22 protein-coding genes and 1 tRNA gene are annotated in these 25860 nt (G+C 38.7%); 7 read left to right on the top strand and 16 right to left on the bottom strand.

Annotated elements, in window-relative coordinates; all coding sequences use genetic code 11:
• Positions 1-156: 156 nt before the first annotated feature.
• The 12 genes from GQR53_RS22480 to rlmE form a co-directional block, all read right to left on the bottom strand.
• Positions 157-4332, bottom strand: coding sequence for a FimV/HubP family polar landmark protein (locus tag GQR53_RS22480; RefSeq protein ID WP_165742692.1), 4176 nt, complete (start codon positions 4330-4332; stop codon positions 157-159).
• A 354-nt stretch (positions 4333-4686) separates the two neighbouring features.
• A complete protein-coding gene (locus tag GQR53_RS22475) occupies positions 4687-5703 on the bottom strand; it encodes an aspartate-semialdehyde dehydrogenase (protein ID WP_165742693.1) in 1017 nt (338 codons plus the stop codon).
• A gap of 48 nt (positions 5704-5751) precedes the next feature.
• Positions 5752-6873 carry a 4-phosphoerythronate dehydrogenase gene (locus GQR53_RS22470; protein WP_024606169.1) on the bottom strand — a complete coding sequence of 374 codons (1122 nt, stop codon included), beginning with the start codon at positions 6871-6873 and terminating at the stop codon, positions 5752-5754.
• A 255-nt stretch (positions 6874-7128) separates the two neighbouring features.
• Positions 7129-8952 (bottom strand): TonB-dependent receptor, encoded by a 1824-nt coding sequence (locus GQR53_RS22465; protein WP_240917427.1) that lies wholly within the window; start codon positions 8950-8952, stop codon positions 7129-7131.
• Positions 8953-8991: 39 nt separating this feature from the next.
• Positions 8992-9759, bottom strand: a complete 768-nt coding sequence (locus GQR53_RS22460) for a hypothetical protein (protein WP_165742689.1) — start codon at positions 9757-9759, stop codon at positions 8992-8994.
• 319 nt (positions 9760-10078) lie between these two features.
• Positions 10079-10163: transfer RNA gene (locus GQR53_RS22455), tRNA-Leu, on the bottom strand.
• 80 nt (positions 10164-10243) lie between these two features.
• Positions 10244-10597 carry a preprotein translocase subunit SecG gene (gene secG / locus GQR53_RS22450; protein WP_002962769.1) on the bottom strand — a complete coding sequence of 118 codons (354 nt, stop codon included), beginning with the start codon at positions 10595-10597 and terminating at the stop codon, positions 10244-10246.
• 1 nt (position 10598) lies between these two features.
• Positions 10599-11348, bottom strand: a complete 750-nt coding sequence (gene tpiA / locus GQR53_RS22445; RefSeq protein WP_002962767.1) for a triose-phosphate isomerase — start codon at positions 11346-11348, stop codon at positions 10599-10601.
• Between the two features lie 71 nt (positions 11349-11419).
• A complete protein-coding gene (gene glmM / locus GQR53_RS22440) occupies positions 11420-12769 on the bottom strand; it encodes a phosphoglucosamine mutase (RefSeq protein ID WP_165742694.1) in 1350 nt (449 codons plus the stop codon).
• Positions 12769-13614, bottom strand: coding sequence for a dihydropteroate synthase (gene folP, locus GQR53_RS22435; protein ID WP_165742695.1), 846 nt, complete (start codon positions 13612-13614; stop codon positions 12769-12771). Before folP ends, glmM begins: the two co-directional genes overlap by 1 nt.
• Positions 13615-13692: 78 nt before the next feature.
• Positions 13693-15627 carry an ATP-dependent zinc metalloprotease FtsH gene (gene ftsH, locus GQR53_RS22430; protein ID WP_165742696.1) on the bottom strand — a complete coding sequence of 645 codons (1935 nt, stop codon included), beginning with the start codon at positions 15625-15627 and terminating at the stop codon, positions 13693-13695.
• A gap of 66 nt (positions 15628-15693) precedes the next feature.
• Positions 15694-16323 (bottom strand): 23S rRNA (uridine(2552)-2'-O)-methyltransferase RlmE, encoded by a 630-nt coding sequence (rlmE, locus tag GQR53_RS22425; RefSeq protein WP_007586629.1) that lies wholly within the window; start codon positions 16321-16323, stop codon positions 15694-15696.
• 88 nt (positions 16324-16411) lie between these two features.
• On the opposite strand from rlmE, the gene yhbY reads away from it, so the two are divergent.
• Complete coding sequence (gene yhbY / locus GQR53_RS22420) at positions 16412-16708, top strand: ribosome assembly RNA-binding protein YhbY (protein WP_002963153.1); 297 nt, start codon at positions 16412-16414, stop codon at positions 16706-16708.
• Positions 16709-16790: 82 nt separating this feature from the next.
• On the opposite strand, the gene GQR53_RS22415 is transcribed toward yhbY, so the two are convergent.
• Both GQR53_RS22415 and GQR53_RS22410 read right to left on the bottom strand, forming a co-directional pair.
• A complete protein-coding gene (locus GQR53_RS22415) occupies positions 16791-17291 on the bottom strand; it encodes a histidine phosphatase family protein (RefSeq protein ID WP_002963152.1) in 501 nt (166 codons plus the stop codon).
• Positions 17288-18442, bottom strand: coding sequence for a serine hydrolase domain-containing protein (locus GQR53_RS22410; protein ID WP_165742697.1), 1155 nt, complete (start codon positions 18440-18442; stop codon positions 17288-17290). The genes GQR53_RS22415 and GQR53_RS22410 overlap by 4 nt, the downstream gene beginning before the upstream one ends.
• A gap of 112 nt (positions 18443-18554) precedes the next feature.
• Here GQR53_RS22410 and GQR53_RS22405 point away from each other — a divergent pair, with 112 nt between their 5' ends.
• From GQR53_RS22405 to GQR53_RS22380, 6 genes are all read left to right on the top strand, one after another.
• A complete protein-coding gene (locus GQR53_RS22405) occupies positions 18555-19358 on the top strand; it encodes a hypothetical protein (RefSeq protein ID WP_165742698.1) in 804 nt (267 codons plus the stop codon).
• A 164-nt stretch (positions 19359-19522) separates the two neighbouring features.
• Positions 19523-20305, top strand: coding sequence for a MipA/OmpV family protein (locus GQR53_RS22400; RefSeq protein ID WP_231619887.1), 783 nt, complete (start codon positions 19523-19525; stop codon positions 20303-20305).
• Entirely contained in the window at positions 20295-20678 is a 384-nt protein-coding gene (locus GQR53_RS22395) for a DUF3019 domain-containing protein (RefSeq protein WP_149591801.1), read from the top strand. Before GQR53_RS22400 ends, GQR53_RS22395 begins: the two co-directional genes overlap by 11 nt.
• Positions 20679-20702: 24 nt before the next feature.
• Positions 20703-21407, top strand: a complete 705-nt coding sequence (locus GQR53_RS22390) for a response regulator transcription factor (protein ID WP_165742699.1) — start codon at positions 20703-20705, stop codon at positions 21405-21407.
• Positions 21408-21422: 15 nt separating this feature from the next.
• Entirely contained in the window at positions 21423-22715 is a 1293-nt protein-coding gene (locus tag GQR53_RS22385) for an ATP-binding protein (protein WP_024606179.1), read from the top strand.
• 204 nt (positions 22716-22919) lie between these two features.
• Positions 22920-24275, top strand: a complete 1356-nt coding sequence (locus GQR53_RS22380; RefSeq protein ID WP_138488731.1) for a sodium-dependent transporter — start codon at positions 22920-22922, stop codon at positions 24273-24275.
• 78 nt (positions 24276-24353) lie between these two features.
• On the opposite strand, the gene GQR53_RS22375 is transcribed toward GQR53_RS22380, so the two are convergent.
• Both GQR53_RS22375 and GQR53_RS22370 read right to left on the bottom strand, forming a co-directional pair.
• The gene (locus tag GQR53_RS22375; protein WP_024606180.1) at positions 24354-24803 is read right to left on the bottom strand and encodes a GNAT family N-acetyltransferase; all 450 of its coding nucleotides are present in this window, start codon (positions 24801-24803) and stop codon (positions 24354-24356) included.
• 69 nt (positions 24804-24872) lie between these two features.
• The gene (locus tag GQR53_RS22370) at positions 24873-25616 is read right to left on the bottom strand and encodes a sporulation protein (RefSeq protein ID WP_024606181.1); all 744 of its coding nucleotides are present in this window, start codon (positions 25614-25616) and stop codon (positions 24873-24875) included.
• Between the last annotated feature and the right edge of the window lie 244 nt (positions 25617-25860).

Raw genomic sequence — 25860 nt, 5'->3', positions numbered from 1 at the left:
AACTTAATAATTACGATGTAAATTATTCTTTTATAACAATTACATACTATAAAATTCGCTTCATTAATGCGTTGCTTTTCCTTGTTATAATTAAACTAACTTCCATAAAAAACCCTTAATTAGTATGACCAATTAAGGGTTTTTTAAAACAATTTGTTATTTTAGTTTCGCTTTTAAACTAAGTGCCTCTTCTTGAACTTCTTCAGGGCCTTTGTTGATGACATCCTCAATGACCTTGAGCGCAGAATCAAAATCATCAATTTCAATATAAGCACGCGCTAAATCTAGTTTAGCTGAATAGCCACCACTTTCAGCATCAACATCGGTTGGGTTATCACCAGCAAGTAATGCATCAAACTCACTCAAACCGACATCCATATTAACGTCGGTGTAAGGTTCGTGTTCAAGTTCAGCCTCTTCACTTTCTTCTAATAATGAATCTATATCTACAAATTCATCATTATCAAGTTGCTCAATATCACTACTTTCAACAAGTGGCTCTTTTGTAGTTAATGAGTCATCTTCCTCTAAGTCTTCTTTTAGCAAGCTGTCAAAGTCGACATCAAATTCACTGCTATCCTCAGCGCTTAATTCTTCAGGCTCCGCTAACTCACTAAGTAATGAATCAAAATCAGTTTGCGTCAAATTTGACATAAACTCTTCATCAAGTTCATCGTCAGAGCTAATATCAGTGCTACCTGCTTCATCTGAGTTTGTTAACTGTGCTTCGCGCTCTGCATTTGTTTGCTCTTGCTGATCGTCTGATAACTCATCAGTTAGCGCTTGCTCTAAAGTATCTTCGTCAAACTCAACATCTAAGTCAGAAAAATCGTCTTCAATTAAAATTTCATCATCAAAATCGTCTTCTAAACTATCTAAATCAGTATTTTCAGAAAGCGCAATTGATAAGTCCTGCTCAGCTTGGCTGGAAGCGACTCCCTGCGCCTCACCGTCTAAATCATCACCTTGTAATTCTTCGGGAGTAAATGGCAACTCACTTTCTAGTGTTTCTTGAACTTCATCAAGGTTAAGAGGTTTGGTATCCTCTTCTATACTAATTGGTTCAACAGAATCAATTCCGTCATTAATTTCTTGCAGTAAATCATCATCAAACGACTCGTCTTTAACCTTAGCTTCTGATTCAGAGAAGTCATTATCAATTAATAGTTCATCATCAAAATCATCTTCTAAGCTATCTAAGTTAGCATTTTCAGAAAGCGCATTTGCGAGATCTTTCTCTGTTTGACTAAGTGCTACTGCATTTTCTTCACTCGGTGCATTTTCTTTAGGTTCTTGCGGCTCAAACGAAGGTTCATTCTCCAATAATGAATGATCATCATCTAATTCAAGTTCAGGATATTCATCTAACTCTTCACTTGGCGTTATAAGATCGCTATCAAGCTGCTCTTCAATTTTTGTAAGATCTGAGTCATCGTCGCCCGCTAACGGATCGTCACCAAGATCTACTTCTATTGCTTCAAGATCGTCGTCAAGCTGATCTAAAGACCAATCTGGTGTTTCTATATAGTCATCATCCGTCGCTTGTTGTAGCTCATTTAAAAGCTCATCAACGCTCTTTAAAGTATCATCTGTATATTCTTCAAGCGCATCTTCAGGATCAAGAAGCGACTCTGATGTATCTGAAAAATCATCAACCGTTACATCTATAAGTTCAGATTCTTCTTTAAGCTCAGGTTCTTCTGCAAGTTCAGGCTCATCGTCAAGCTCAGGCTCATCGTCAAGCGCAGGCTCTTCTTCAAGCGCAGGCTCTTCTTCAAGCTCAGGCTCTTCTTTAAGCTCAGGTTCTTCTATAAGCTCAGGCTCATCGTCAAGCTCGGGCTCTTCTTCAAGCTCAGGCTCTTCTGCCAGTTCAGGCTCATCGTAAAGCGCAGGATCTCCTTCAAGCTCAGGCTCTTCTACAAGCTCAGGTTCTTCTACAAGCTCGGGTTCTGCTATAAACTCGGGCTCTTCTTCAAGCTCAGGCTCTTCTGCGAGTTCAGGCTCATCGTAAAGCGCAGGCTCTTTTACAAGCTCGGGTTCAGCTAAAAGCTCTGGTTCTTCTTCAAGCTCAGGCTCTTCTTCAAGTTCAGGCTCTTCTTCAAGCTCAGGCTCATCGTCAAGCTCGGGTTCTTCATTTAATGATGAAGCAAGCGACTCAATATCATCAACATTTAATTCTTCTTGAGCATCTGCTAAATCCTCAACTGAGTCTGCCAATGCATTATCAATTTCTGAATCTCTTACATCTGAATTTTTTACTTCATCATCAATTAGGTTATCTATATCGTCTAAATCAAAGCCATCACTTTGTTCAACTAATGAATCATTTGCAGCATCAACTGCTGCCTCATCAATTAGGTTATCAATGTCGTCTAAATCAAAGTCGTCACTTTCCTTAACTAATGAATCATTTGCAGTATCATCCGCTGCCTCATCAATTAAGCTATCTATGTCGTCTAAATCAAAGTCGTCACTTTCCTCAACTAAAGAGTCATTTGCAGTATCAACCGCAGTCTCATCAATTAAGCTATCTATATCGTCTAAATCAAAGTCGTCACTTTCCTCAACTAAAGAGTCATTCTCAGTATCAACTGCAGCCTCATCAATTAAACTATCTATATCGCCTAAATCAAAGTCGTCACTTTCCTCAACTAATGAATCATTTGCAGTATCAACTGCAGCCTCATCAATTAAGCTATCTATGTCGTCTAAATCAAAGTCGTCGCTTTCTTCTAGAAGTTCATCTTCGTCGAGTAACTCTGCATCAAGTGAGTCATCTACCACATCACTTTTTGGGTCATTCGCCTCATCAATTAAGCTATCTATATCGTCTAAATCAAAGTCGTCGCTTGTATCAAGTTCAGCTGAAGTGCTATTTGAGGTATCTAATTCTGTTGATGTTTGATCTAATAATTCATCTATATCAAAATTATCTTCATCTGCAAGCTCTTCACTTAAAGCCGCCATTTCATCATGAGATTCTAAGCTGTCATCTTCTAAAGCTTCGCTTGTTTGCGGTGCATCAAACTCAGGTAGACTATCGTCTTCATCAAACAAGCTATCTAAATCGTCATTAGTTAGGATTTCATCATTGTTAATTGAGTCATCAGATAAGTCTAAATCTATATCTTCAGCGTTTTCATCTGAAGGTTGATCAAACCCTTGCTGCATAAAAATATCGAGCTCATCATCGTCATCGGTATTTTCATCATCAAAAACAATGTCATCGCTTAGTAAGCTTTCGAGCTCATCCTGATCAAGTAAATTTTCGTCGCCAGAAAAATCATCTAAGCCGTCGTCTAAATCATCATTAGGCAACATATCACTTTCGAGACTATCATCTAATTGAACACTCAAGTCATCTAAAGGGTCAGGTACAATTGGATCGTCATTTAAGCTTGGGCCTAAATCATCATCGCCAGTATAAGTTGGGGTTTGTGGTAAAAAGTCATCATCGTTTTGCGGCTCTTCTTGATTGCTTGCTCGTTTGCGTAAAAACATAACGATTGCAAAAATAATCAGTAACCCAGGAATAAACATTAACATGCCCAGTACTATGGGGTTTGAAAATAATGAGCCAAAATAAAATGACTCTTTTGGTATTACTTCTTGTTTTTTTTGTTGGGCAATAATCTCGTTTTGTTTAACGATGAGTTCTTTTAACTGATTTTGAATTTCGCTGTCTTGTCCTAGTTGCAAACGTAAGTTTTCGAGCTCTTTTGATATTCCTGATAACTGTTTTTTAAGATTATTATTTTCAACTAAAATCTCTTCTACATTACTAACTGAGCTTTTAAACTGTTGTTGTAACTCAACTAGCTTAGTACCTTGCTCTGTTTTTATTTCATTTAATTCTTTCTGTATCTCTTTTTTAGCATCGTCTACATCAATTTTACGCGCTTGAGTTACTTTTGTTTGCGCTGAGTTAATTTCGCTTTGTGTAAGCGTGCCATTTTTTTTCTTTTCCCATAATGCATCATCTTGCTCAGAGCGTTGCTTTGCGAGCTGCGTATTTACAGCTTTTATTTCGGCTAAGGTAGGGATTTTTAAATAGGCACCATTTTGAATGTGGTTAAGATTTTGTTCTAAAAATGAATCGGGATTTTTGTTATACAAAGCCTGCATAACTTGATAAATACTGACAGAATTGTCTGGGCGCACTTTAGCTGCTATACGCCAAAGCGTATCAGTTGGTTTAATTGGCCCAATTGATCGCCCTTGCGCACCATAGTCAACGCCTTTAGGCCCCTTTAATTGGGTACTGTCCTGAGAGTAAACTGGCGTTACTATCAATGCAGACGCTAATATAATAAGTGTAGCTAAACCGCGCATGCTGATCCTTTAATATTTAAATATTAATAAAACACCTAAAACTTAAGTGCATAAATATTGTTTATTATTGCTATTATCAGCCAAATGACTGACTCGCATTTATTATTACAATCTATTTTTATTGCAAGCTCTATTCCAATTACAAACTATAAACCAGTTAGAGCGTAATATCCATCGCAACACCTTGAAAATAAATGCCTTAAAACATCTTTATAAATATTAATTTATTGAGTGTTATCAATCAGTTTTTGTATTTTTAAAATTAAACGGCAAAAATTTGACAAGCCATATAAACAAAAAGCGGCAAACAACTACTGTTTACCGCTTCAAAGGCATGTTTAGCGCAATTAACTATTACATGTAATTGGCAATGAGCTCTTCTGCAATTTGAATGCTATTAGTTGCAGCACCTTTACGAGTGTTGTCACTTACAACCCACATGTTTAATCCATGAGGATGAGAAATATCAGCACGTAATCGACCTATATACACAGTATCGTTACCACTAGCGTCAGACACTGCTGTTGGGTAGTCACCTTCATCATCAATTAGCTCGACACCAGGCGCGTCTTTTAAAAGTTGTTTAACGTGTTCAAAGTCATAAGGCATGCGCGTTTCAATATTAATTGATTCTGAGTGCCCAAAAAATACGGGAACACGTACACACGTTGGGTTCACTGCAATAGTGGTATCACCCAAAATTTTATGAGTTTCGTTTACCATTTTCATTTCTTCGCGCGTATAGCCATTATCTTCAAAGCTATCAATTTGAGGAATAACGTTAAATGCAATTTGCTTTGGAAATACTTTATTATCCATAGGGCGTGCATTCATCAAATTAGCTGTTTGCTTTGCAAGTTCATCAACCGCGTCTTTACCTGCACCCGATACAGCTTGGTAAGTAGATACATTAATACGGTCTATTCCGTAAGCATCATAAATTGGTTTAAGTGCTAACATCATCTGAATAGTTGAACAGTTAGGGTTAGCAATAATATTACGATTTCTAAAATCAGCTAGGCTTGAAGCATTAACTTCTGGCACCACGAGTGGTATTTCAAAATCATTTCTAAAGTGCGATGTATTATCGATTACAATACAGCCGGCTTCAGCAGCAATAGGAGCATATTTTTCAGATACACTGCTACCAGCAGAAAACAAACCTATATGCGCTTGGCTAAAGTCAAAGCCTTCAACGTCAAGTACTTCAATGGTCTCACCACGAAACTTTATATCTTCACCTGCGCTGCGGCTGCTAGCAAGTAAAAAAAGCTGATCAACAGGAAACTTACGATCTGCTAGCGTTTCAATGATTTGACGGCCTACTAAACCAGTAGCGCCAAGTACGGCAACGTTATATTTTTGCGACATATTTCTTCCTCTATAAACGACATTAAAACAACATCGTTAGTTAAATAATTATTCAGCTATGCTAAAGCCAAGCTGGCTAAGTGCTGCTAGTTGTGGGCTATCACCTTGTAGAAATAAAGTGCTAAATTCTCGCCTTATAGGATAGTTTTTACGTAAACTATCAAAGCCGTCGCTCTCTAGACGACGAAGTAATATTCCGTCATCGCGGCGAACGTCATAAATTAAATGCACTAAACGGGCAATATCTTGCTCATTAAGGCTTTGCGTAACAGTTGCATTTGTAATGGCTGGTGTTGGTAAAAAATCATCCAACGATTTAATCGCCTCAACACCTTTGAGCTGACACAGTTTTTGATACAACATTTGTGTACCACGAGCTTTCCCCTCAAGTGTATGCCCTGCAATGTGCACACTAGCGTAACGAACATGCTCTAGTAATTCAGTTAAAATATTGGGTTCTTTCTCCCATACATCAAGTACTAAATCTAAATCAGCCCCAGCTTCCATTACCTCAAGTAATGCTTGGTTATCAATTACATCGCCACGGCTTGCATTAATTAGCGTGGTTCCTGGCTTAAGTGCCTTTAAACGCTCTTTACCCATCATGTGCAGTGTTTTATGCTCGCCACTTTTAACAAGGGGAACGTGAAAAGTAACAACATCTGACTGCGCTAATAACTCATCAAGCGCTACATGCTCTTGTAATAAGCCTTGTTCGTGCTTAATCGGATCGCACAGCAGTACAACTACGTTTAATGCTTTTAATTTTTGCGCCAAACATGTACCAATGTTGCCCATCCCTACAATACCAATTGTTTGACCACACAATGGACGCGCATTTTCTTGGCTTAATGCAAATAAGCTACTAATTACATATTCAGCTACAGCAACCGCATTACAACCAGGTGCACTTGTAAAAGCAATATTTCTATCATGCAGTAATTGCGTATCAATATGGTCAATGCCGATTGTGGCAGTACCTACAAAGCTCAACTTGTCAGCTTGTACCAAAAGTTCATGATTAACATTTGTCACCGAACGAGTAAGAAGAACATCTACATCTATTAATTGTTCAGGCGTTAATTTACGACCATCAAAACGCTCAACCTCACCAAAGTCTGCAAAGTACTGCTCAACTAAAGGCATATTTTGATCGGCAAGAATTTTCATTACAGAGTCCGTTTGGCAATTAAGAGGCGCCATTGTAGCGAACAACCTAGCCTTTACACAAACTAAAAAGGCGCATTTTAGTTAATACAAACACTCAAAAATGGGGATGTGGATTGTTTTAAATCAGCAATTAAAATTAGGAATTTAAACGATGCAAATAATAACCTTACTATTGAATACACAAAGGCCGAATCACAGCATGATTCGGCCTTTATTATGCAAAATAAACTTCAATTACATTTACTTGATTTTAGTTTATAGCTCAAAATCTTTTTTGAATTTCAAACCAAATTCACTTCGATCATTACTGCGCATTACGCCAACAAAACCTGATTGTTGTAGACGACCAACATCGTAAACTTCGTTTAGAACGTTTTCACCATACAGTGTAACTTCCATATCGCCATATGGATTAGTGTAGGAAATATTAAAACCAACTAGTTCACGAGAGTCAATAGTCTCACTTTGGTTATAAACTGATTGCCCTTGCATTTCGCTTCGGTACGAATAATTAGCATTAAACGCAAGTGTTGCGCCGCTCTCTAAATCCATAAAGTAAGAAGGTGCAACCATGACAGTCCAGCGTGGTGTAAGTGCTGGTGAATCGCCTTTACCTATACCTTGTACACCCTCAGCCACTTCTGTTATTTCAGAATCTAAATAACCAACTGCACTGCGAATAGTAAAATCATCAGTAATAGCGACGGTTGTTTCAAGCTCAATACCTTGTGCTTTAGACTGACCCGCATTTTCTACAATTGTTACGAAACCGCCACCTGCTGTTGGGTCTGAAAACGGTAATGCTAAATCAGTGTAATCAGTCACAAATACCGCAAGCATCATAGATACATTTTCGTGTACTTGGCCTTTTTGAATTTGGCCATACACATTCATATTATTACTAAGCTGATAAGATGCATTTACATCCCAGGTAACTGCATCAAAATCTGCACTTACATACTTACGAGTAGGAAATGATGGGAATATAGCATTTGCATCTTTTTCATCTTTTGAATAACGAAGACCACCACCAACGGTTAAATCGTCAGTTAAATCATAGCTTTTAAAGTAGGCTGCGTAAGAATTAGTTTCTTGGTTAATTTCAAAATCGCCGTAACCACCAAATGATTCTGTTACTCCGTCATTCAATAAGCCATTGGGTGTATTAAATGGGCTGAATACAAATGGGCCTGAACGTGTAAAGCCATCTTCATTAAAAAAGTAAAGGCCTGACACAAAGTCCATATTATCAAATGTTGCATTTAGTTGAATTTCAAACGAGTACTGATCAGCTCCGCCCTCTTCTGGAAACTCAGATAAGTTTAAAGGTGATGCATCGTCATCTAGGCCACCTTCATACTCAGATGTACGGTAGCTTGAGATAAACTTAGTTGTGGCATCTAATAGTTTATCTGAAAGGTAATGAAGGTTTTTAGCTACATCCCTCACAGCCGTTAGCGAGTCCATTGTATCTTCAAATGATACGTGCATATTTGTCACGTTTTCTACAACCATAGCAGCAACTGATGTTTGCTCTTCTGTGGCAGCAGCAATTTGTGAGTTCATCCCATTTATTTCTAGCATTTGCTCTGCAATTTTCTCTATAGAAATGCCCGTTTTTTCTGCTGCAGTTGCATTATCTGTAGCCATATCTCTTGCAGTCGTCATTGCAGTAACTGATTCGTTAGCCGCTTCAGTTAAAGTAGTCAACAGCTCTCTAATCTCATTTGTAGAGTGAGCAGTTCGCGATGCAAGCTCTCTAACTTCATCAGCAACAACAGCAAAGCCTCGGCCATGCTCACCAGCACGGGCAGCCTCAATGGCAGCATTAAGTGCAAGTAAATTTGTTTGCTCCGCTATTGATGTAATAACATTTAATATTTGCGACACATTTTTTGTATCGTCTGCTAATTTATTTATAGTTGTAGCAGCGTGATTAATCTCATCACTTAACGTACGAGAAGCGGTTACTGATGTTTGTACTTGAGTTCTACTTTGCTCAACTTCTTTCTCAGCCGTTTGCGCTGCATGAGAAGCACTTGCAGCTGATTGAGAGATATCTCCTACACTCTGTTTCATCTCTTCCATTGATTGCTTTACAATCTCAGCATCAGTGGTTTATTTAGTCGTTGCACGCTCCGCTTGTTCCATCCCCTGCACTAAGCGAGTAGAGTTTTCCATTAACGGTTCGCAAACCGCGATAATTTCTAACACCGTTTTTTTCAATATGCCAATAAAAGAGTTGAAGTTTATAGATACTTGACCTATTTCATCTTCAGAGTTAACTGTCAATTTAGTGCTTAGCGAGCCTTTACCGCTTGCTAATAAGCTTAAATTATTTGCCGCATCACTTGCCGAAGAAGCAATTCGCTTAGCTATCCAAATAGCCATAAAGAGCAATAAAATAAGCGATACAATAGAAACAACTAACATTAACGTAAGGGCGTAATCAGAGCGGTCCTTTGTGCTTGCAACAAGTTCAAAAAAACGATCGTCAGCTTTGACTTGTGCTGCCTTAAACTTTTCTAGGACATCGTTATAAAGCGCTGTTTTCCTCTGTGCTTGTTGTTGAATTTTACTAAAATCTGCTGTTCCATTTACCATGCCATTTGCGATAGTCGCTGATATTTTTTCGTAATTTGCGAGCTGCTCTTTAGTGTCACTGTGAATGTAAGAGGCATTTATTTTTTCTATCGCAATAATATTCAATTCAAGTTGCTTGTATGTGTCAGATGCTTTCTCGACTAAATCTTGCTCACCAAATGTTACGGCTTGGGTGTAAAGTTCGTCCAGCTTCTCTAAAATACCAACATTAGCTGATGTTAACTTAACAACTTTGTAGGATGATTTTTCCATTTCATCAAGTGCAATTCTATTATCATTCATAGCAAAATAGTTGATCAGAACAATCACTAAAAATGCAACGACAGCAATACTCGTAATCGCATGTATTTTTTTACTTATGCTGAGATTTTGAAAAGAGAAGCCTGAAGCCATTGTGAATAGCTTATTTTATTGTCTAAATCTATTATCGGCTTATTACTCATAAGTGTTAACTAAATTTGTAATATTTCTAGTTTTTTTTACAAATAATTCAAAATTCTACATAACTAATTGCCCTTTAAAAAAGAAAGTACAAATAACATTCAATTTAAATTGCAGGCACAAAAAAACCAGTAACATTTCTGTTACTGGTTTCTAAATTTGGTGCGGATGGGGGGACTTGAACCCCCACGCCCGAAAGCACCACCCCCTCAAGGTGGCGTGTCTACCAATTCCACCACATCCGCATTTTTAAGCTCTCGCTTATTTGTTAAACATATGATTTATTTGAGGAGTATAAATCGTTTAACGATAACATTACGCTAAATTAGTTCGGTACGTCAGAGCTTTGCTCTTTAGTAGATGTTACCGGAACATCTTCTTCAACAGGAACTACAGTTTCCACTGCAGGAGCTGCTTCTAGGTTTTCCCACTCGTCAGTCTTTTTAATTTGACCTGCAGTTAGGTTACCTAGCACAATGCTTAAAACAAAAAATACTGTTGCTAAGCTTGTGGTTGTTTTTGTCATAAAGTTACCAGCACCTGACGAACCAAAAACCGTGCCTGATGCACCAGCACCAAATGAAGAACCCATATCTGCACCTTTACCTTGTTGAATTAAAACCATTCCAACTAGAGCTAAAGCCACAACTAAATAAACTACTAATAAAATTTCGTACATCTTATACAGTCCCTTTTGCACTGTTACAGATTGCAGAAAAAGATTCTGCTTTTAGACTTGCGCCGCCAATTAAGCCGCCATCTATATCTGTTTGTGCAAATAATAATTCGCTATTTTTTTCATTAACGCTACCACCATATAAGATGGAAAGCCCTTGTGCTAAAGTGCTGTCAAGTGCAGCAATTTTATCACGGATAAATTTATGAACAGTTTGTGCCTGCTCTGGCGATGCAGTCTTACCTGTGCCTATGGCCCAAACGGGCTCGTATGCTATCACAGAATCTTTCAGTGCTGCTACACCTAATTTTTCAATTACTGCATCAATTTGTGCAGCAACTACTTGTTCGGTTTGACCGTTTTCTTGCTCACTTTCACTTTCGCCAACACATAAAATTGGTGTTAACCCAACTTCTTGTGCTCTAGCAAACTTTTCAGCGACAGTTTCATTACTTTCGTTATAAATACTGCGGCGTTCAGAGTGACCAACGAGTACGTAAGTTGCACCTAAATCTTTTAGAAGCTGTCCGTCTACTTCACCGGTAAACGCACCAGGTGTATTTTCAGAAACAGTTTGAGCGCCTGTAGAAACACCACTAGCTATCATCGCTGGTACAAGTGGGAATGGAGGAAATAAAACAATGTCCATCTCTTGTGATTTTACATCGTTAATAGCATCAGACATTTGTTTAACTAGCTCTAACGAACCATTCATTTTCCAGTTGCCTGCGACCATCGCCTTGCGTATTGCCATTTTCCACTCCACATTAGAAAGCGGGCGAGATATTAACTTTTCTCGCCCAAAGTTACAAGAGGTTATTGTTATTAATCAGTCTGTTTGCTCATAGATTCTACAACAGCTGCAATTTTTTGAGCGCTGTCTATTACAATTTTTTCTTGCTCGGCTTCAACCATAACACGAACCACAGGTTCAGTACCTGATTTGCGCAGTAAAACTCGGCCTTTGTCGCCTAAAGCAAGCTCAACTTCTGCTACAGCTGAAAGTACCTCTGGCGCTTTTGTCGGATCTGTTCCAGCGGTATAGCGCACGTTAATCATTTTCATTGGATATTTAGTAAAACCAGCACCCAAATCTTGTAGTGTACGGTTTTGTGCAACCATAGCTGCAAGTACTTGCAAACTTGATATAATGCCATCACCCGTGCTAATTAAATCTAAATTTAATACATGGCCTGAGCTTTCACCGCCAATTTTCCAGCCTTTTTGCTGTAGTAATTCCATTACATAGCGGTCACCCACTTTACTGCGAGCAAACTCGATACCTTTCGCTTTTAAAGCATTTTCAAGACCCATGTTAGACATTACAGTGCCAACTACACCTCCACCCAATATATCATCTTCGGCAGCTTGGCAAGCAATAATATAAACTAAATCGTCACCATCAAATACACGACCATTATGATCAACCATCATTACACGATCGCCATCCCCATCGTATGCAATACCTACGTCAGCTTTAAATTCAAGCACTTTGCGTTTAAGGGTATCTACATGAGTAGCGCCACATTCATGATTTATATTAACGCCATTAGGCTCGCATGCATGTGTTATAACTTCAGCGCCAAGTTCGCGCATGACAGAAGGAGCTATATGGTATGTAGCGCCATTTGCGCAATCGACAACAATTTTAAGCCCTTCTAAAGATAACCCTTGGGGGAACTGGCTCTTACAAAACTCTATATAACGGCCGTCTGCACTAACTAAACGCGAAGCTTTGCCTAATTTATCTGAAGCAACACATGTCATTTGCTCATCAAGCATCGCTTCAATTTGAAGCTCTACTGCATCATCAAGCTTTAAGCCTTGACCATTGAAAAACTTAATACCGTTATCGTAATACGGATTATGTGAGGCACTAATTACAATACCTGCCTCAGCACGAAATGTTTGCGCTAAATACGCAACTGCAGGTGTCGGCATTGGACCCAGTAATACAACATCAATACCAGCGGCAATTAAACCAGCCTCAAGTGCGGTTTCAAGCATATAGCCCGAAATACGCGTATCTTTACCTATAATGACTTTTTTAGTACCACTTTGAGATAATACGCGCCCTGCAGCCCAACCCAACTTCATTGCAAACTCAGGGTTAATAGGTGGCGTTCCTACTAGACCACGTACGCCATCAGTACCAAAATATTTTCTTTCTTTCATTATGCAATTCCTTTCTCGCAGGCTTGATATACACCAAGTACGTCTGCGGTTTCTTTAACGTCATGTACACGAATAATTCTTGCGCCATTTTGCGCCGCGATTAACGCACCCGCTAAGCTGCCCGCTAATCGCTCATTTGTTTCTCTATTTAATAGATTACCTATCATCGACTTACGAGATAATCCGGCCAATAATGGCAAACCTAATTTATTAAAATCATCAAACTTAGCCAATATTTGATAGTTATGGCTAAGTGTTTTTCCAAATCCAAAACCAGGGTCTAGAATAAGTCGCTCAAACTTAATCCCTGCTGTTTCACATGCTTTAATACGTTCACTAAAAAACATATTTATATCTGCAAACAGATTGTCGTAATGAGGTGCGCACTGCATGCTGCGGGGTTGCCCTTGCATATGCATTAAACAAATTGCTACATCTTCATACTGCGCAACCGTTTCTAAGGCGTTTATTTCTTGTAGAGCTCTTACATCATTGACTATATCTGCCCCAGCGAGTATTGCTTGCTCCATAACTTGCGCTTTACTAGTATCAATTGAAATAACGCAATCACTGTACTCACGTATCGCTTTAATAGCAGGAATTACTCGGGCAAGTTCATCTTTTAAACTCACATCTGGCGCGCCGGGGCGGGTAGATTCTCCCCCTATATCTAAAATTTGCGCACCGTCATCTAATAATTGCATTGCGCGCTTTAGCGCTATTTTAGGGTCTAAAAACTGCCCGCCGTCAGAAAATGAGTCTGGCGTTACATTCAATATTCCCATAATAACAGGCTTTTCAATATTGAGCGTACGTCCTCTGGGAAGCTTTAATATATTAGTCATTGCCAACCTTTATTCTTTTTCTAAATAGCTGATACAAAAAAGCCCCGAAATTCGGGGCTTTCATTACTATTTTAACGATTATTCAGCTTTATCATCAAGGTTTGTTTCATCTTTTTTCGATGAATCATCCGCTTTTTGACTTTCATCAAGCACTGGCTCTTGCTCTTTTACCGGCTTAGCTTCATGGCGGTCATGAGCATCGCGCGGCTCACGCACTGGTTGGCGTGCCATTAAATCATCAATTTGCTTAGCATCAATAGTTTCGTATTTCATTAATGCATCTTTCATTGAGTGAAGAATATCAATGTTTTCTTTTAATATTTCTTCTGCTCTTTGATAGTTACGATCTGAAAATAAACGTACTTCTGCATCAATTATTTTAGCTGTATCGTCTGACATGCTAGATGAACGGCTACCACCGCCACCCATATACATTTCGTTCTGATCTTCAGCGTAAAGTAACGGACCTAGTTTTTCACTTAAACCCCAATGCGTAACCATTTTACGCGCTATATCTGTAGCTCGTTCAATGTCATTACTTGCACCCGTTGTTACTTTATCTGCACCGTAAATAAGCGCTTCAGCAATACGGCCACCATAAAGGCTAGAAATCATTGATTCTAAAAGCTCTTTTGAATGGCTAACACGATCTTGTTCTGGTAAGTACATTGTTACACCCAGCGCACGGCCACGTGGAATAATAGATACTTTATAAACTGGATCATGCTCTGGCACCATACGACCAACAATTGCATGGCCTGCTTCGTGGTACGCAGTCATTGCTTTTTCTTGCTCGCTCATCACCATGGTCTTGCGCTCTGCGCCCATCATGATCTTGTCTTTAGCAGCGTCAAATTCAGCCATACTTACAACACGTTTATTACCACGTGCAGCATAAAGCGCAGCTTCGTTTACTAAGTTTGCTAAATCAGCACCTGAGAAACCAGGAGTACCACGTGCTATAAGAGCCGCTTCTACGTTATCGCCTAATGGCACTTTACGCATGTGTACTTTAAGTATTTGCTCACGACCACGAATATCAGGTAAACCTACTTCAACTTGACGGTCAAAACGACCTGGACGAAGTAATGCAGGGTCTAATACATCTGGTCGGTTAGTTGCTGCAATAACGATTATACCTTCGTTACCACCAAAGCCATCCATCTCTACTAGCATTTGGTTAAGTGTTTGCTCACGCTCGTCGTTACCGCCGCCCATACCAGCACCACGTTTACGACCAACAGCATCAATCTCATCTATAAAGATAATACAAGGCGCCGCTTTTTTAGCTTGTTCAAACATATCACGTACACGTGATGCACCAACACCCACAAACATTTCAACAAAATCTGAACCCGAAATTGTAAAAAACGGTACTTTTGCTTCACCAGCAACTGCCTTTGCAAGTAGCGTTTTACCAGTACCTGGAGGACCAACCATAAGTACGCCTTTTGGAATACTACCGCCAAGCTTTTGAAATTTTGATGGGTCACGTAAAAAGTCGACCAATTCAGTAACGTCTTCTTTCGCTTCATCACAACCTGCCACATCGGCAAACGTTGTTTTAATTTGGTCTTCGCTCATTAACCGAGCTTTACTCTTACCAAATGACATAGCGCCTTTACCGCCGCCGCCTTGCATTTGACGCATGAAGAATATCCACACACCTATAAGGAGTATCATTGGGAACCAAGAAATAAATATACTTGCTAAAAATGATTGTTCTTCAGGTTGTACACCCTTCACATTTACATCATTTTTAAGTAAGTCATTAATTAAATCTTCATCGTACATTGGCATCGTTGTTTGAAAACGCTCACCACTGCTCTTAGTACCAGTAATATTACCTGTACCACGGTCAATAATAACTTCTTGTAAAGAGCCACTACGGACATCTTTAACAAATTGAGTGTAACTAGTTTGACGATCAACTTGCTCGCCGCCATTAAAGCTCTGAAAGACTGACATCAGCACAACTGCAATCACCAGCCATAGTATTAAATTTTTCGCCATATCGCTCAAGGGGTTAACCTCTTGTATCCAATTAATTTAAGTTCAACTAAACGCCAAGCAACTGTACTACAGTTTGTATCCAGTCGCTACTATATATACTTCCCGAGAACGGGCACGTGAGGCATCAGGTTTGCGTATTTTCACTGCTTTGAAACTATTACGTACATCTTGCAAGTATTGATCAAAGCCTTCGCCTTGGAAAACTTTAACAATAAATGCGCCATTTTTCTTTAGTACTTGGCTACACATATCTAGCGCAAGTTCTACCAAATACATGCTACCTGCTTGATCTACTGAGTTATTGCCACTCATATTTGGTGCCATGTCAGAGAGTACCACATCAACATTTTTACCATCAATACGTTTTAACAACGCATTTAGTACAGCCTCCTCACGAAAGTCACCTTGTAAGAAGTCAACGCCCGCAAGTGAATCCATTGGTAATATATCACACGCAATTACTTGACCTTTGTCGCCTACTTTTTCAGCCAAGTATTGAGACCAACTTCCTGGCGCTGCCCCTAAATCAACAACGGTCATGCCAGGGCGAAGTATCTTATCTCTATTTTGTACTTCATCTAATTTAAAAACCGCTCGGGAACGCCAGCCTTTTTTTTGCGCTTCTTGAACATATTTATCATCAAAATGTTCTTTCAGCCATCGCTGTGAACTGGCTGACTGTTTTTTATTTGTCATAAATTAACACGCAACTAATTAGTAATATTCTTTAGATGGCGTTAGAATACCCTTAATTCAAGCCATATTCAGCAAAATTTGTATAAACATGACATTATCAAACAAACAAAAGCAATTTTTAAAAGGTCAGGCACATAGCCTTAAGCCTGTAGTTTTACTAGGTTCTAACGGTTTAACCGAAGGCGTAGTAGTCGAAATTCAAAGTGCATTAGAAATTCACGAATTAATCAAAGTTAAAGTTCCAACTGATGATCGTGAAACAAAAGCACTTATTTTTGAAGCAATCGTACGTGAAACTGGTGCGACTAAGCTACAAACGATAGGTCACACTATTGTGCTTTATCGTCAAAGTGTTGAGAAAAAAATACATTTACCACGTAACTAATTAATCCTATTTAAAGGATTTAGTACGTTTAAATTAAAAAACCAGCTTAATGCTGGTTTTTTGTTATATAACACTTTTTAATTTAAAAGCTCATTGTATGGTGCGTTACATCATAATCAGTGCCATTACTTCTGGGCTTATTATGCAATATAAAATACTGAGTAAATTGTGTCTCACTCATAGCTGGCACTTTTTCATTGGAGAGTAGTTCAGCCAGTTGCGGCGTCGTATTACTGTGCCCAATAACAACAACTACACCCTTTAGTTTGAGTAACTCATTTTTTAAATCACCTAGCTCACCTGCGTTATACACATTTAATTTGGTATTAAAATGTGCCTGCAAAGGTGCGGCTGTCTGCAACGTGCGTTTATAGTTGCTGCTAAAAAGATGTATATTTTGATGTTCTTTAAACAAAGTAACTAAATTATTTGCACGTGCCTTCCCCTCTTCTGAGAGCGCTGGGTTTTTCCCCGTTAACTTTTCGCTATGACGAAACAAATATACCTCGTCAGGTGCGGCAAATGCCAAACTACAATTAAATGACAAGGCTAAAAAAGTGATTGCTAATATTATTTTATTCATATTTTTTTACCTCGTTTGTATTCTAATAGCCTGTCGATAAATTCAGTTGTTAATTCATTAATTACGCCGGTTTCAGCATTAACGATTAAACTAAAACCAACATTTAAGTGGGGAAACACAACCACATCGCTTCTATATCCTTGCACCCAGCCACTATGATAGTAAAGCGTTTCATCAGCATAATTATAAACCCGCCAACCTAGTCCGTAATAAGCCTCATTAAGGTGTTTTTTCCACACCCTGCGATGCATTTCTTTTTTTGTATGTGTATAAGGACGCGTTTGCTTTGCTAGAGTATCCAATGACAAAACATCTGGGTATTGCCCTAGCTGGGCTTTTAACCAAATAGCCATGTCATTTGCGCTTGCGTTTACACCCGCTGCAGGTCCCACTTTATAATAATTTTTTTTAAGCTTAGCGCTATACCAACGTTTTGTACCGCGCACGTGTGGTAATGCGTAATTTTCATCCTGAACCATAGATTCAAAACCTAAGCTGGCATCACTCATTTTTAAAGGCGCAAAAATAGTTTCCCGTAACCATTGCGCGTAACTTTTACCACTGCTTTGTAATATCACATTACCTATAAGGCTAAACATAACATTTTGATAACCGTAACATTCGCCTGGTTTGCAAATAGGTTTAACACTAAGTAATTTTTCAACAATACTGGAGTAATCCATACGAGATTCAATTAAATTATCGTATGCATTAGGAACTAACCCGCTTGAATGACTTAAAAGATGAAACACCTTTAAATCATTTTCATATACAGTTCCTTTAAAATCAGGTATGTAATCACTAACAGGCTTATCTAACTCCAGTAGGCCGTTAGCAGCCAATTTAGCTGATAACGAGCCTGCAAATGTCTTAGAAACAGACGCAAGTCTAAAGCGGGTATGCTTATTAACTTTTTGTCCATTTCGTGTTTTAGTTACGCCCATAGTGTGGATGTAGTCTGAGTTGTTTATACTTACAATCGAAAGCGCTGCACCAGGTATACCTTTACTTTTTAATTTTTTTTGTGCGTAACGGCCGTATTTTTTTACAAATGCATCCCAATCAGGATCCGCTTTTGCCGCAAAACCCACAGAGCTAAACAACAAACACAAAGCAGGTAGGCTATACAATAAAGAGTTGAGATACTTCATTTTTATAAATTTTATCTTTTTAACCACATCTGCGCAGATAATATCATGAAGTTTTGTTTGGACTAACGTACAATACGACGATTATTTGGTTTTTAGCGGGTGTTTAGTACTTATGCGTTTTTTAGTTGTGTCACTTTTTATATTATTATCAACTGGTTGTGCTATTACAAAGCAGCCAGCCGAGCCATTGGCTATGCCGTTAAAGCCAACATTAAAAAGTCAGACCTATCAGCTTGAGTACACTACAGAGCACTCATCTCCAAAAGTTAAATCGGTTCAACTTCCTGCACATAAAGTAGTTAGAAACCAGACAGTAAAAATCATTACCGATAAAGCGAGCGTGACCGATAAACTTCTATCGCAAATTAGCCAAGCACTGAATGATAAACAACTAAAAGTGACAACTAAAAATAACAGCGACTATACACTGACAATTCAGCAACTCGATTTAACTTTTACAGACGATACCAAGTACGCAATAAAGCAACCAGAGAATCCTTTTACTTTATATTCAAATGTTGCACAACAATATCCAACCCATCAGTGCGCAGCTATGTTCGCACAAGTTAGTATGCGTCTTACGCACAAGTCATCGGGTGATGTTGTTTGGTTTGCTAAATCATCTATCGACAGTGCTAGTTTTCATCGCGAGCCGCTAATTTACAATTTTACCGAAGAGCAAAAAATAACTAATGAGCTTGAGGTTGTCGCTTTTGTTCATCAACAAAACACTGATGAAGCTCGCATTGAAAGACTTGGGAAAGACATTCAAATCCCTCAGTACAAAACGTTGTCAAAACTATCTAGTCTTACCAAACTTAGCGGTCCATGTAACAGAACAGAAGTAAGTGCATTAACACCTATGATGCAGTTTTACTTGAGCAGTATATTAATCGATAAAATTAAAGTTCAGTAAATTTATACTTACTACATTTTTTTACAGATTAAAGGGACGAATTAACAATATACTACGCTTAATAACAAATAATAATTAGGCCCTTAGGGATGAGAAACACTTTGCTTAACCATACTTTAGTGAGCATAACATTGCTTTTTTGCTTTATTTTTAGCACCACAAGTATGGCAAGTAACCGCTATTATGCCGATAACACGTTAGAGCCAACCCAAGGCTTTGCGTGGGATTGGAGTGCTGGTGCGGGCTTTTATATTGAAGATTCCTACCTAATCGGTATCGAATCTTACGATAAAGGCGTTGAGCTTGATTTAAGTCTTGCTGTTTCTTACGATAAATTTTATCTTGATTTTGATCACAATCAACTCAGCGGTGGTCTTGTAATTGGTTACAGTCTTATAGATAAATTTGATTGGGGCTTAGATATACTTGGCACAAATACTCAAGCCGGGTTTGACGAAAAAGGCCTCGGGTTTTATAACCACGGTGTTATAAAAGAGCTTCAAGGTATTAAGAAACGTAATTACGATTTTGATGTTGGTCTTAGGCTCACCCGCCGATTTGAAAACTCACAATTCTCCTTTGAATACCTTCATGACGTATCTGGTGCTCATAATGGCTGGGTTATAAATAGCTTTTTTAGCCACATTTTGCCATGGCGAAACTGGGAGTTTAGATCTGGTGTTGGTTTAAGCGCCTACTCTGCCGATTTTACCAATTATTACTTTGGCATTGATAACGATGAAGCCACCAGCCTTCGCCCGATTTATAGCAGCAATGCCAGTACGAGTATTATCTTTGAGTTCCATGCTGAATATCCAATAAGCCAAGATTGGGTGTTTTTATCCGGTTGGCTCACTACATGGTTTTCAAAAGAAATTGACGACAGCCCCATTATTTCCCAAGGATATCAGCATAAAGCCAAGGTAGGCCTACGTTATGTATTTTAGATGGATTTGGGTATTACTGATCTTTCCCAGTACCTTTACTGTTAAAGCGCAGGAGCCCCCTGAAGCACTCATAGCACTACCCGACACTTGTGTTGCACTGCGCGAAGGGCGTAATTGCTATGCCGATGTCACACTTACGTGGGAGCAACCTATCATTGGTAATTACTGCCTACGCGATGCAACTTCAAAGTACATTATGCAATGTTGGCTAAAGCAACAAAGTGGTACTTTTAATTATGCTTTTGACTCACAGCAAAGTATTTCATTTGAACTATTTGATAGCAATACATCCAAAGTCATCAGTACAGCAGAAGTAAAACTACAATGGGTTTATCAAAACAGACAAAAAAAACGCCGCTGGCGACTATTTTAATACCAATCGCATTAGGGATATTTTATGGATAACTACGGGACTATTTTACTTGTTGAAGACGATGCATCACTAGCGCAATGGGTTGCTGAATATTTAACAGAGCAAGGCTATACAACGCATGTTTGTCATCGTGGTGACGAAGTTGTTAGCCAGGTCAAAACGTTAAATCCAAATATTGTACTCCTTGATATTATGCTCCCGGGGCAAGATGGTATCAGCGTATGTAGAGAGCTTCGTAGCTTTTATAATTCGCCTATTATAATGCTCACCGCACGCGATGAAGAGATGGATGAAGTTATTGGTTTAGAAGTTGGCGCAAGCGACTACATAATGAAACCGGTGCGTCCACGTGCATTGCTAGCGCGAATAAAAGCAGCACTGCGTCAAAACAATGAGCCAAATAAGCCACAGGTTAGCCAAAGCGTTATTCAAGTTGGTACGCTTAGTATTAATACCGAATCAAGAAATGTGACCCTTAACGAGCAAGATGTAAACATATCAAGCGCCGAATATCTATTATTGCACTACCTTGCAAGTAATGCAGGTCAAGTTGTCTCACGCGATGCCGTATTTAAAGCGACGAAAGGTAGAGAGTACGACGGGCTTGATAGAAGTGTTGATGTACTTATTTCTGCACTTCGTAAAAAATTTAATGATGACCCACAAAACCCTGAAAAAATTAAAACCATTTGGGGCCGTGGCTATTTACTTGTTTCTACCGCGTGGTAACAGAGCGATGAATAAATGAAAAAGTTTTATATATCGCTTCTAGGCAGTGCACTTTTATCTATTGTGGTATTGGGCTGGCTTATTGATGCTTTTAGTCAACAAGCGCATACCCCACAAGATGAATTTAGTCAGCAAAGTAAAATGATCATGGGTTTCAATAAGCAGTTAGCTAACATACCCACATCTGAGCGCAGCGATTATGTAAAACAACTGGCGCTAGAGTTTGATGTTTTAATTGATTACAAGCCTAATGAATCACTTGCTTTACCGCCTTCTTTATTATTACAAATGCATACGCCGGGTGGGCTGATTTTAGAAGATCAGCAAGGCTTTTATATGCTTTATAGCAGCGCTGTTTTAAATCCTTTTCACTTATCAATGCGTTTAGATAAAATTTTTGATAGCGAGCAACATAACGATATTATATTAACCTTACTCTTTTACGCAGGCTTATGTGTATTTATGGGGTTTATTATTGCGCCCTTAGCTAAACGATTAACCGTGTTAAATAAAGCCGCTAAAAAGTTTGCCTCAGGTAATGTTCAAGCCCGAATAAAAGTATCGCATTTTACTTACATAAAAGACGTAGAGCTTACTTTTAATCGCATGGCCAGCCAAATAGAGAAGCTTGTCGCCGAAAACAAGCTAATGGCCTCAAGCTTGTCTCATGATATACGCACCCCTATCGCGTGCCTGCGATTTGGTTTAGATGCGGCATTAGATAGCCATGATGAGCAAAAAATAAAACAGTATTTAACCCGTATGGAAAACGATTTAGATCATATGGAATCGATGCTTAGTAGCTATTTAGCATTTGCTACTTTAGAGCAAAACGCTAATAAACTGACCTATTCATCAACCAATATTAAATCCTACCTTGAAGATATTTTAGTTCAACTTGCACCAAAACTTGAAATGCAAATGCTCAACGTACAACTCAATAGTACTGATAAAATAATAAATGCAGATCTTCACTGGTTGGCTCGTGCAATTACTAACTTATTAACAAACGCATGTGATTTTGCAAACCAACATATTTACCTCAGTGCAAGGTTACACGAGCAACAGCTTATAATAACGGTAGAAGATGACGGCCCAGGTATCGCACAAGAAAACTTTAGTAACGTATTTAGCCCATTTTTTAGAGAGGAAGATCACCGTAACAGAGCCGATAAAAGTTATGGCCTTGGCTTAGCCATTGTTACCAAAGTAGCTGATTGGCATCATGGCAGCGTTAAAGTAACTAAAAGCACCCAGCTAGGTGGTGCGTGCTTTACTCTAACTATTGCACAGCACCATAATCCGTAAAGCAATAGTTACAGACTGTAATTAACAATTATTAAACAAAATCAACTCGTTATTTTAAACGACTTAATAACAACAATTAAAATCGATGGTTATAACATACACTTTACTTATTAATTTGTGCTAGATCAGCAAATAAGCACTTTTTATTTTTTTACATTTCCAGTAGATTGTCACCGCCGTCACACAATAGAGAAGTACAATAATATGAGCGCAGTTAGAGGCGAGTTTAGCTCTCGCTTTGGTTTTATTATGGCCGCAGCGGGTTCTGCCGTTGGTTTGGGCAATATTTGGGGATTCCCTACACAAACAGCCAGTAATGGCGGTGCTGCATTTTTAGTCGCATATTTAGTGCTTGCGTTCTTTTTAGCCTACCCCGCTTTAATGGCTGAACTTATGATTGGACGTCATGGCCAAGCAAACGCAGTGTCATCTCTTCAAAAAATATCTAATAAGCCATGGCAAAAACACTTTGCCTTTGCTGTTGGTTTTGGCGGTATTTTATGCGCTGGCTTTATACTAAGCTTTTACGCCATTGTTGCCGGTTGGATGCTCAGCGCCACAGCTGAACCAATAGCCACTTTAGTTGGTGCCAACACAGCATCTACATGGTTAAGCGAGCAATCACTTACTCGAAATATTATATTCACCATGATCTTTATCGTACTAACAGTCGCTATTATAAGTAGAGGCGTTGAAAACGGTATTGAGAAGTGGTCTAAGCGTTTAATGCCTGCACTTTTAGGCATTTTATTTGCACTTATTGCTTATGTAATGACGCAAGATGGTGCTATGGAAGGCTTAAAAGCCTACTTAGTCCCTGACTTTTCATCTATTTTTGACGCAAAACTATTAGTAAGTGCATTAGGGCAAGCTTTCTTCTCATTATCGCTTGGCACTAGCGTAATGATTATTTACGGCTCGTACATTAGTAAAAAAGAAAACCTCGTTTCTTTAGGTGCCTATGTAACCCTTATTGATGTATTTATAGCCTTTGTTGCAGGTTTACTGATTATTCCAGCTATGTATGTAGCACAAGCTCAAGGCGTTGAAATATTCTCGGCCACAACGGGTAAGCTACTCTCTGAAGATACATTAGTATTTCAGGTACTCCCCGCTTTATTTGATGGAATGGGCGAAGTTGGCTTATTTGTGGGTTTTTCATTTTTTGCGTTAATGAGTATTGCCGCTTTAACATCATCTATTTCAATGTTAGAGGCGCCAGTATCATACACCGTAGAGCGCTTTGGGATGAAACGCGTTCAAGCAACGTGGTTAATTGGGGCGCTAATCGCTATCGTCAGTATTACAATTGTGTGTAACCTTAGCAGCTTATTTGGCTTAGTAATCACTCTCACTACAAAAGTAGCTCAGCCTTTACTTGGTCTTATGTGTTGTATATTTGTAGGCTGGATTTGGTATAGAGGCTCATTACTAAAAGCAATTCAAGAGGGTAACCCTGAAGTTCACAATACATTGTTTTGGAAAATATGGCCTTGGTATACTAAGTTTGTATGTCCACTTGCTATTGGCATGGTGTTTTTACATTCACTATTGAGCTAAATGATACCTTAGCCTTAAAATAGTTTTAAATAAAATAGCCCACATTAGTGGGCTTTTTTATAGCTGCTTAAATTGGATTTATTGAGTGAGTTTTAAAATCATATCTTGATGAGGTATGCCGTCTTCTAGATATTCACTTTTGTAATCTTCAAAGCCAAAGGAGCGGTAAAAATCAAGTAAGTAGGTTTGTGCACCAATATAAATATCTCGTTCCGGCCACCGCTCTTTACAGCACTCTATAGCTCTACTTACAAGTAAAGTGGCGTCGCCTTTGCCACGCGCGCTTTTACTTACCAGCACGCGCCCTATTGCGCTATATTGCTCATTTTTTTCATAACATCGCGCATAAGTGTGTAGCTGCCCACTGTCTAATGTATATAGATGCTGTGTATTTAAAGCTATATCTACATCATCAAGTTCAGGATAAGGACACGCCTGCTCTACAACAAATACGTCCACACGTCCTCGCATAATAGTAAAAAGAGTATGCGCATCTAAAGCATTAAACTGCTCACATTTAAATTGCATTTTAAATCCTATAAACAATAAACCCAGCCTAGGCCGGGTTTAATAATATTATTCACTTGTTAATTTATATTAAGCAAATAAACGCTCTAGTTGGTCGCACAACTGCGATACATTCACATGGTCATGCTCTATGGTTAAATCTACATAACCATCGCCTCTAAAAGCTCTGTCTAGTTCTATGAGCACATGTGTTTTATGTGCCTCTGGAACAAATGACAACTCAATCTCTTGAATGCCAAATAAACTACGGCTATTTGGTTTATATTCAAGCTCCTGATAACAGCCCGATAACGATTGAAATGTAGAAGCGCGCAAATGACCTTTTTCTACATCAGCTTTCATTAAGCTAAAGCCTAATTTTTCCATCGCCTGCATGCACGTTTTAACAGCTTCATTAGGGTAAATATGTAAATGGTCTTTATCGCTCGGATCAAGTGCTAAATCAATATCCAAGCCTGTTTCAAGCCACACATGAGATTGATTGTAACCTGCATTAATTTCTGTAATAGGAGTTTCAGAATGAAGGCGTGCTTCAAAAGGGATACTTTTAACTTCGCCCGGCTCAATTGTACCTATATCTGTAATTCGCCATTGGTCAATCACATGATTGGTAAAATAATCGCCATCATCACCTGCCACTTTAACACGGGTCATAAGTAATAAATCTAAGCCTGCAATATCTTGGCTAACATCACCTGCGGTAATGACTATTTGTGCGTTAAAAAGCTGACCAGGTTGTAGGTGTTCAGTCTCTAAAACAGTATCTACTTTTGCAGCACCAATACCTACCGACGCTAAAATCTTTTTAAACATATATTTCTCCTTAAGCTGAGCGGCTCTATTATTTGCTCTCGCTTAAACTTCTTCGTTATCGCATCTTAACCATATTTAAAAGCCAATGTCAGTGAAAAAATGTTATTTACATACTATTTACGATTAAATGTATGTTTGATGCGCATTTTTTATACACAGTTAGCCATATATCTGATTAGACACGTTCATTTTTAGGTCTATTTTTATTTTCAATGGTATAAATTTTTCGTTACACTGCAACCCC

This window comes from Pseudoalteromonas sp. Z9A6, assembly GCF_011378805.1.
In the GTDB taxonomy this organism is placed as follows: Bacteria; Pseudomonadota; Gammaproteobacteria; order Enterobacterales; family Alteromonadaceae; genus Pseudoalteromonas; species Pseudoalteromonas distincta.
The sequence above is the reverse complement of the archived record's forward strand: the minus strand, read 5'-3'. Positions and strand labels throughout refer to the sequence as shown.

Excerpts from the sequence above, each read along its gene's own strand:
- ftsH (WP_165742696.1), bottom strand. The coding sequence starts at position 15,627 with ATGGCGAAAAATTTAATACTATGGCTGGTGATTGCAGTTGTGCTGATG.
- GQR53_RS22400 (WP_231619887.1), top strand. The coding sequence starts at position 19,523 with ATGGCAAGTAACCGCTATTATGCCGATAACACGTTAGAGCCAACCCAA.
- yhbY (WP_002963153.1), top strand. The coding sequence starts at position 16,412 with ATGACATTATCAAACAAACAAAAGCAATTTTTAAAAGGTCAGGCACAT.
- secG (WP_002962769.1), bottom strand. The coding sequence starts at position 10,597 with ATGTACGAAATTTTATTAGTAGTTTATTTAGTTGTGGCTTTAGCTCTA.
- GQR53_RS22375 (WP_024606180.1), bottom strand. The coding sequence starts at position 24,803 with ATGCAATTTAAATGTGAGCAGTTTAATGCTTTAGATGCGCATACTCTT.
- GQR53_RS22380 (WP_138488731.1), top strand. The coding sequence starts at position 22,920 with ATGAGCGCAGTTAGAGGCGAGTTTAGCTCTCGCTTTGGTTTTATTATG.
- GQR53_RS22465 (WP_240917427.1), bottom strand. The coding sequence starts at position 8,952 with ATGAAACAGAGTGTAGGAGATATCTCTCAATCAGCTGCAAGTGCTTCT.
- folP (WP_165742695.1), bottom strand. The coding sequence starts at position 13,614 with ATGACTAATATATTAAAGCTTCCCAGAGGACGTACGCTCAATATTGAA.
- tpiA (WP_002962767.1), bottom strand. The coding sequence starts at position 11,348 with ATGGCAATACGCAAGGCGATGGTCGCAGGCAACTGGAAAATGAATGGT.
- GQR53_RS22405 (WP_165742698.1), top strand. The coding sequence starts at position 18,555 with ATGCGTTTTTTAGTTGTGTCACTTTTTATATTATTATCAACTGGTTGT.
- GQR53_RS22390 (WP_165742699.1), top strand. The coding sequence starts at position 20,703 with ATGGATAACTACGGGACTATTTTACTTGTTGAAGACGATGCATCACTA.
- GQR53_RS22460 (WP_165742689.1), bottom strand. The coding sequence starts at position 9,759 with ATGAATGATAATAGAATTGCACTTGATGAAATGGAAAAATCATCCTAC.
- GQR53_RS22480 (WP_165742692.1), bottom strand. The coding sequence starts at position 4,332 with ATGCGCGGTTTAGCTACACTTATTATATTAGCGTCTGCATTGATAGTA.
- rlmE (WP_007586629.1), bottom strand. The coding sequence starts at position 16,323 with ATGACAAATAAAAAACAGTCAGCCAGTTCACAGCGATGGCTGAAAGAA.
- glmM (WP_165742694.1), bottom strand. The coding sequence starts at position 12,769 with ATGAAAGAAAGAAAATATTTTGGTACTGATGGCGTACGTGGTCTAGTA.
- GQR53_RS22410 (WP_165742697.1), bottom strand. The coding sequence starts at position 18,442 with ATGAAGTATCTCAACTCTTTATTGTATAGCCTACCTGCTTTGTGTTTG.
- GQR53_RS22470 (WP_024606169.1), bottom strand. The coding sequence starts at position 6,873 with ATGAAAATTCTTGCCGATCAAAATATGCCTTTAGTTGAGCAGTACTTT.
- GQR53_RS22385 (WP_024606179.1), top strand. The coding sequence starts at position 21,423 with ATGAAAAAGTTTTATATATCGCTTCTAGGCAGTGCACTTTTATCTATT.
- GQR53_RS22415 (WP_002963152.1), bottom strand. The coding sequence starts at position 17,291 with ATGAATAAAATAATATTAGCAATCACTTTTTTAGCCTTGTCATTTAAT.
- GQR53_RS22475 (WP_165742693.1), bottom strand. The coding sequence starts at position 5,703 with ATGTCGCAAAAATATAACGTTGCCGTACTTGGCGCTACTGGTTTAGTA.
- GQR53_RS22370 (WP_024606181.1), bottom strand. The coding sequence starts at position 25,616 with ATGTTTAAAAAGATTTTAGCGTCGGTAGGTATTGGTGCTGCAAAAGTA.
- GQR53_RS22395 (WP_149591801.1), top strand. The coding sequence starts at position 20,295 with ATGTATTTTAGATGGATTTGGGTATTACTGATCTTTCCCAGTACCTTT.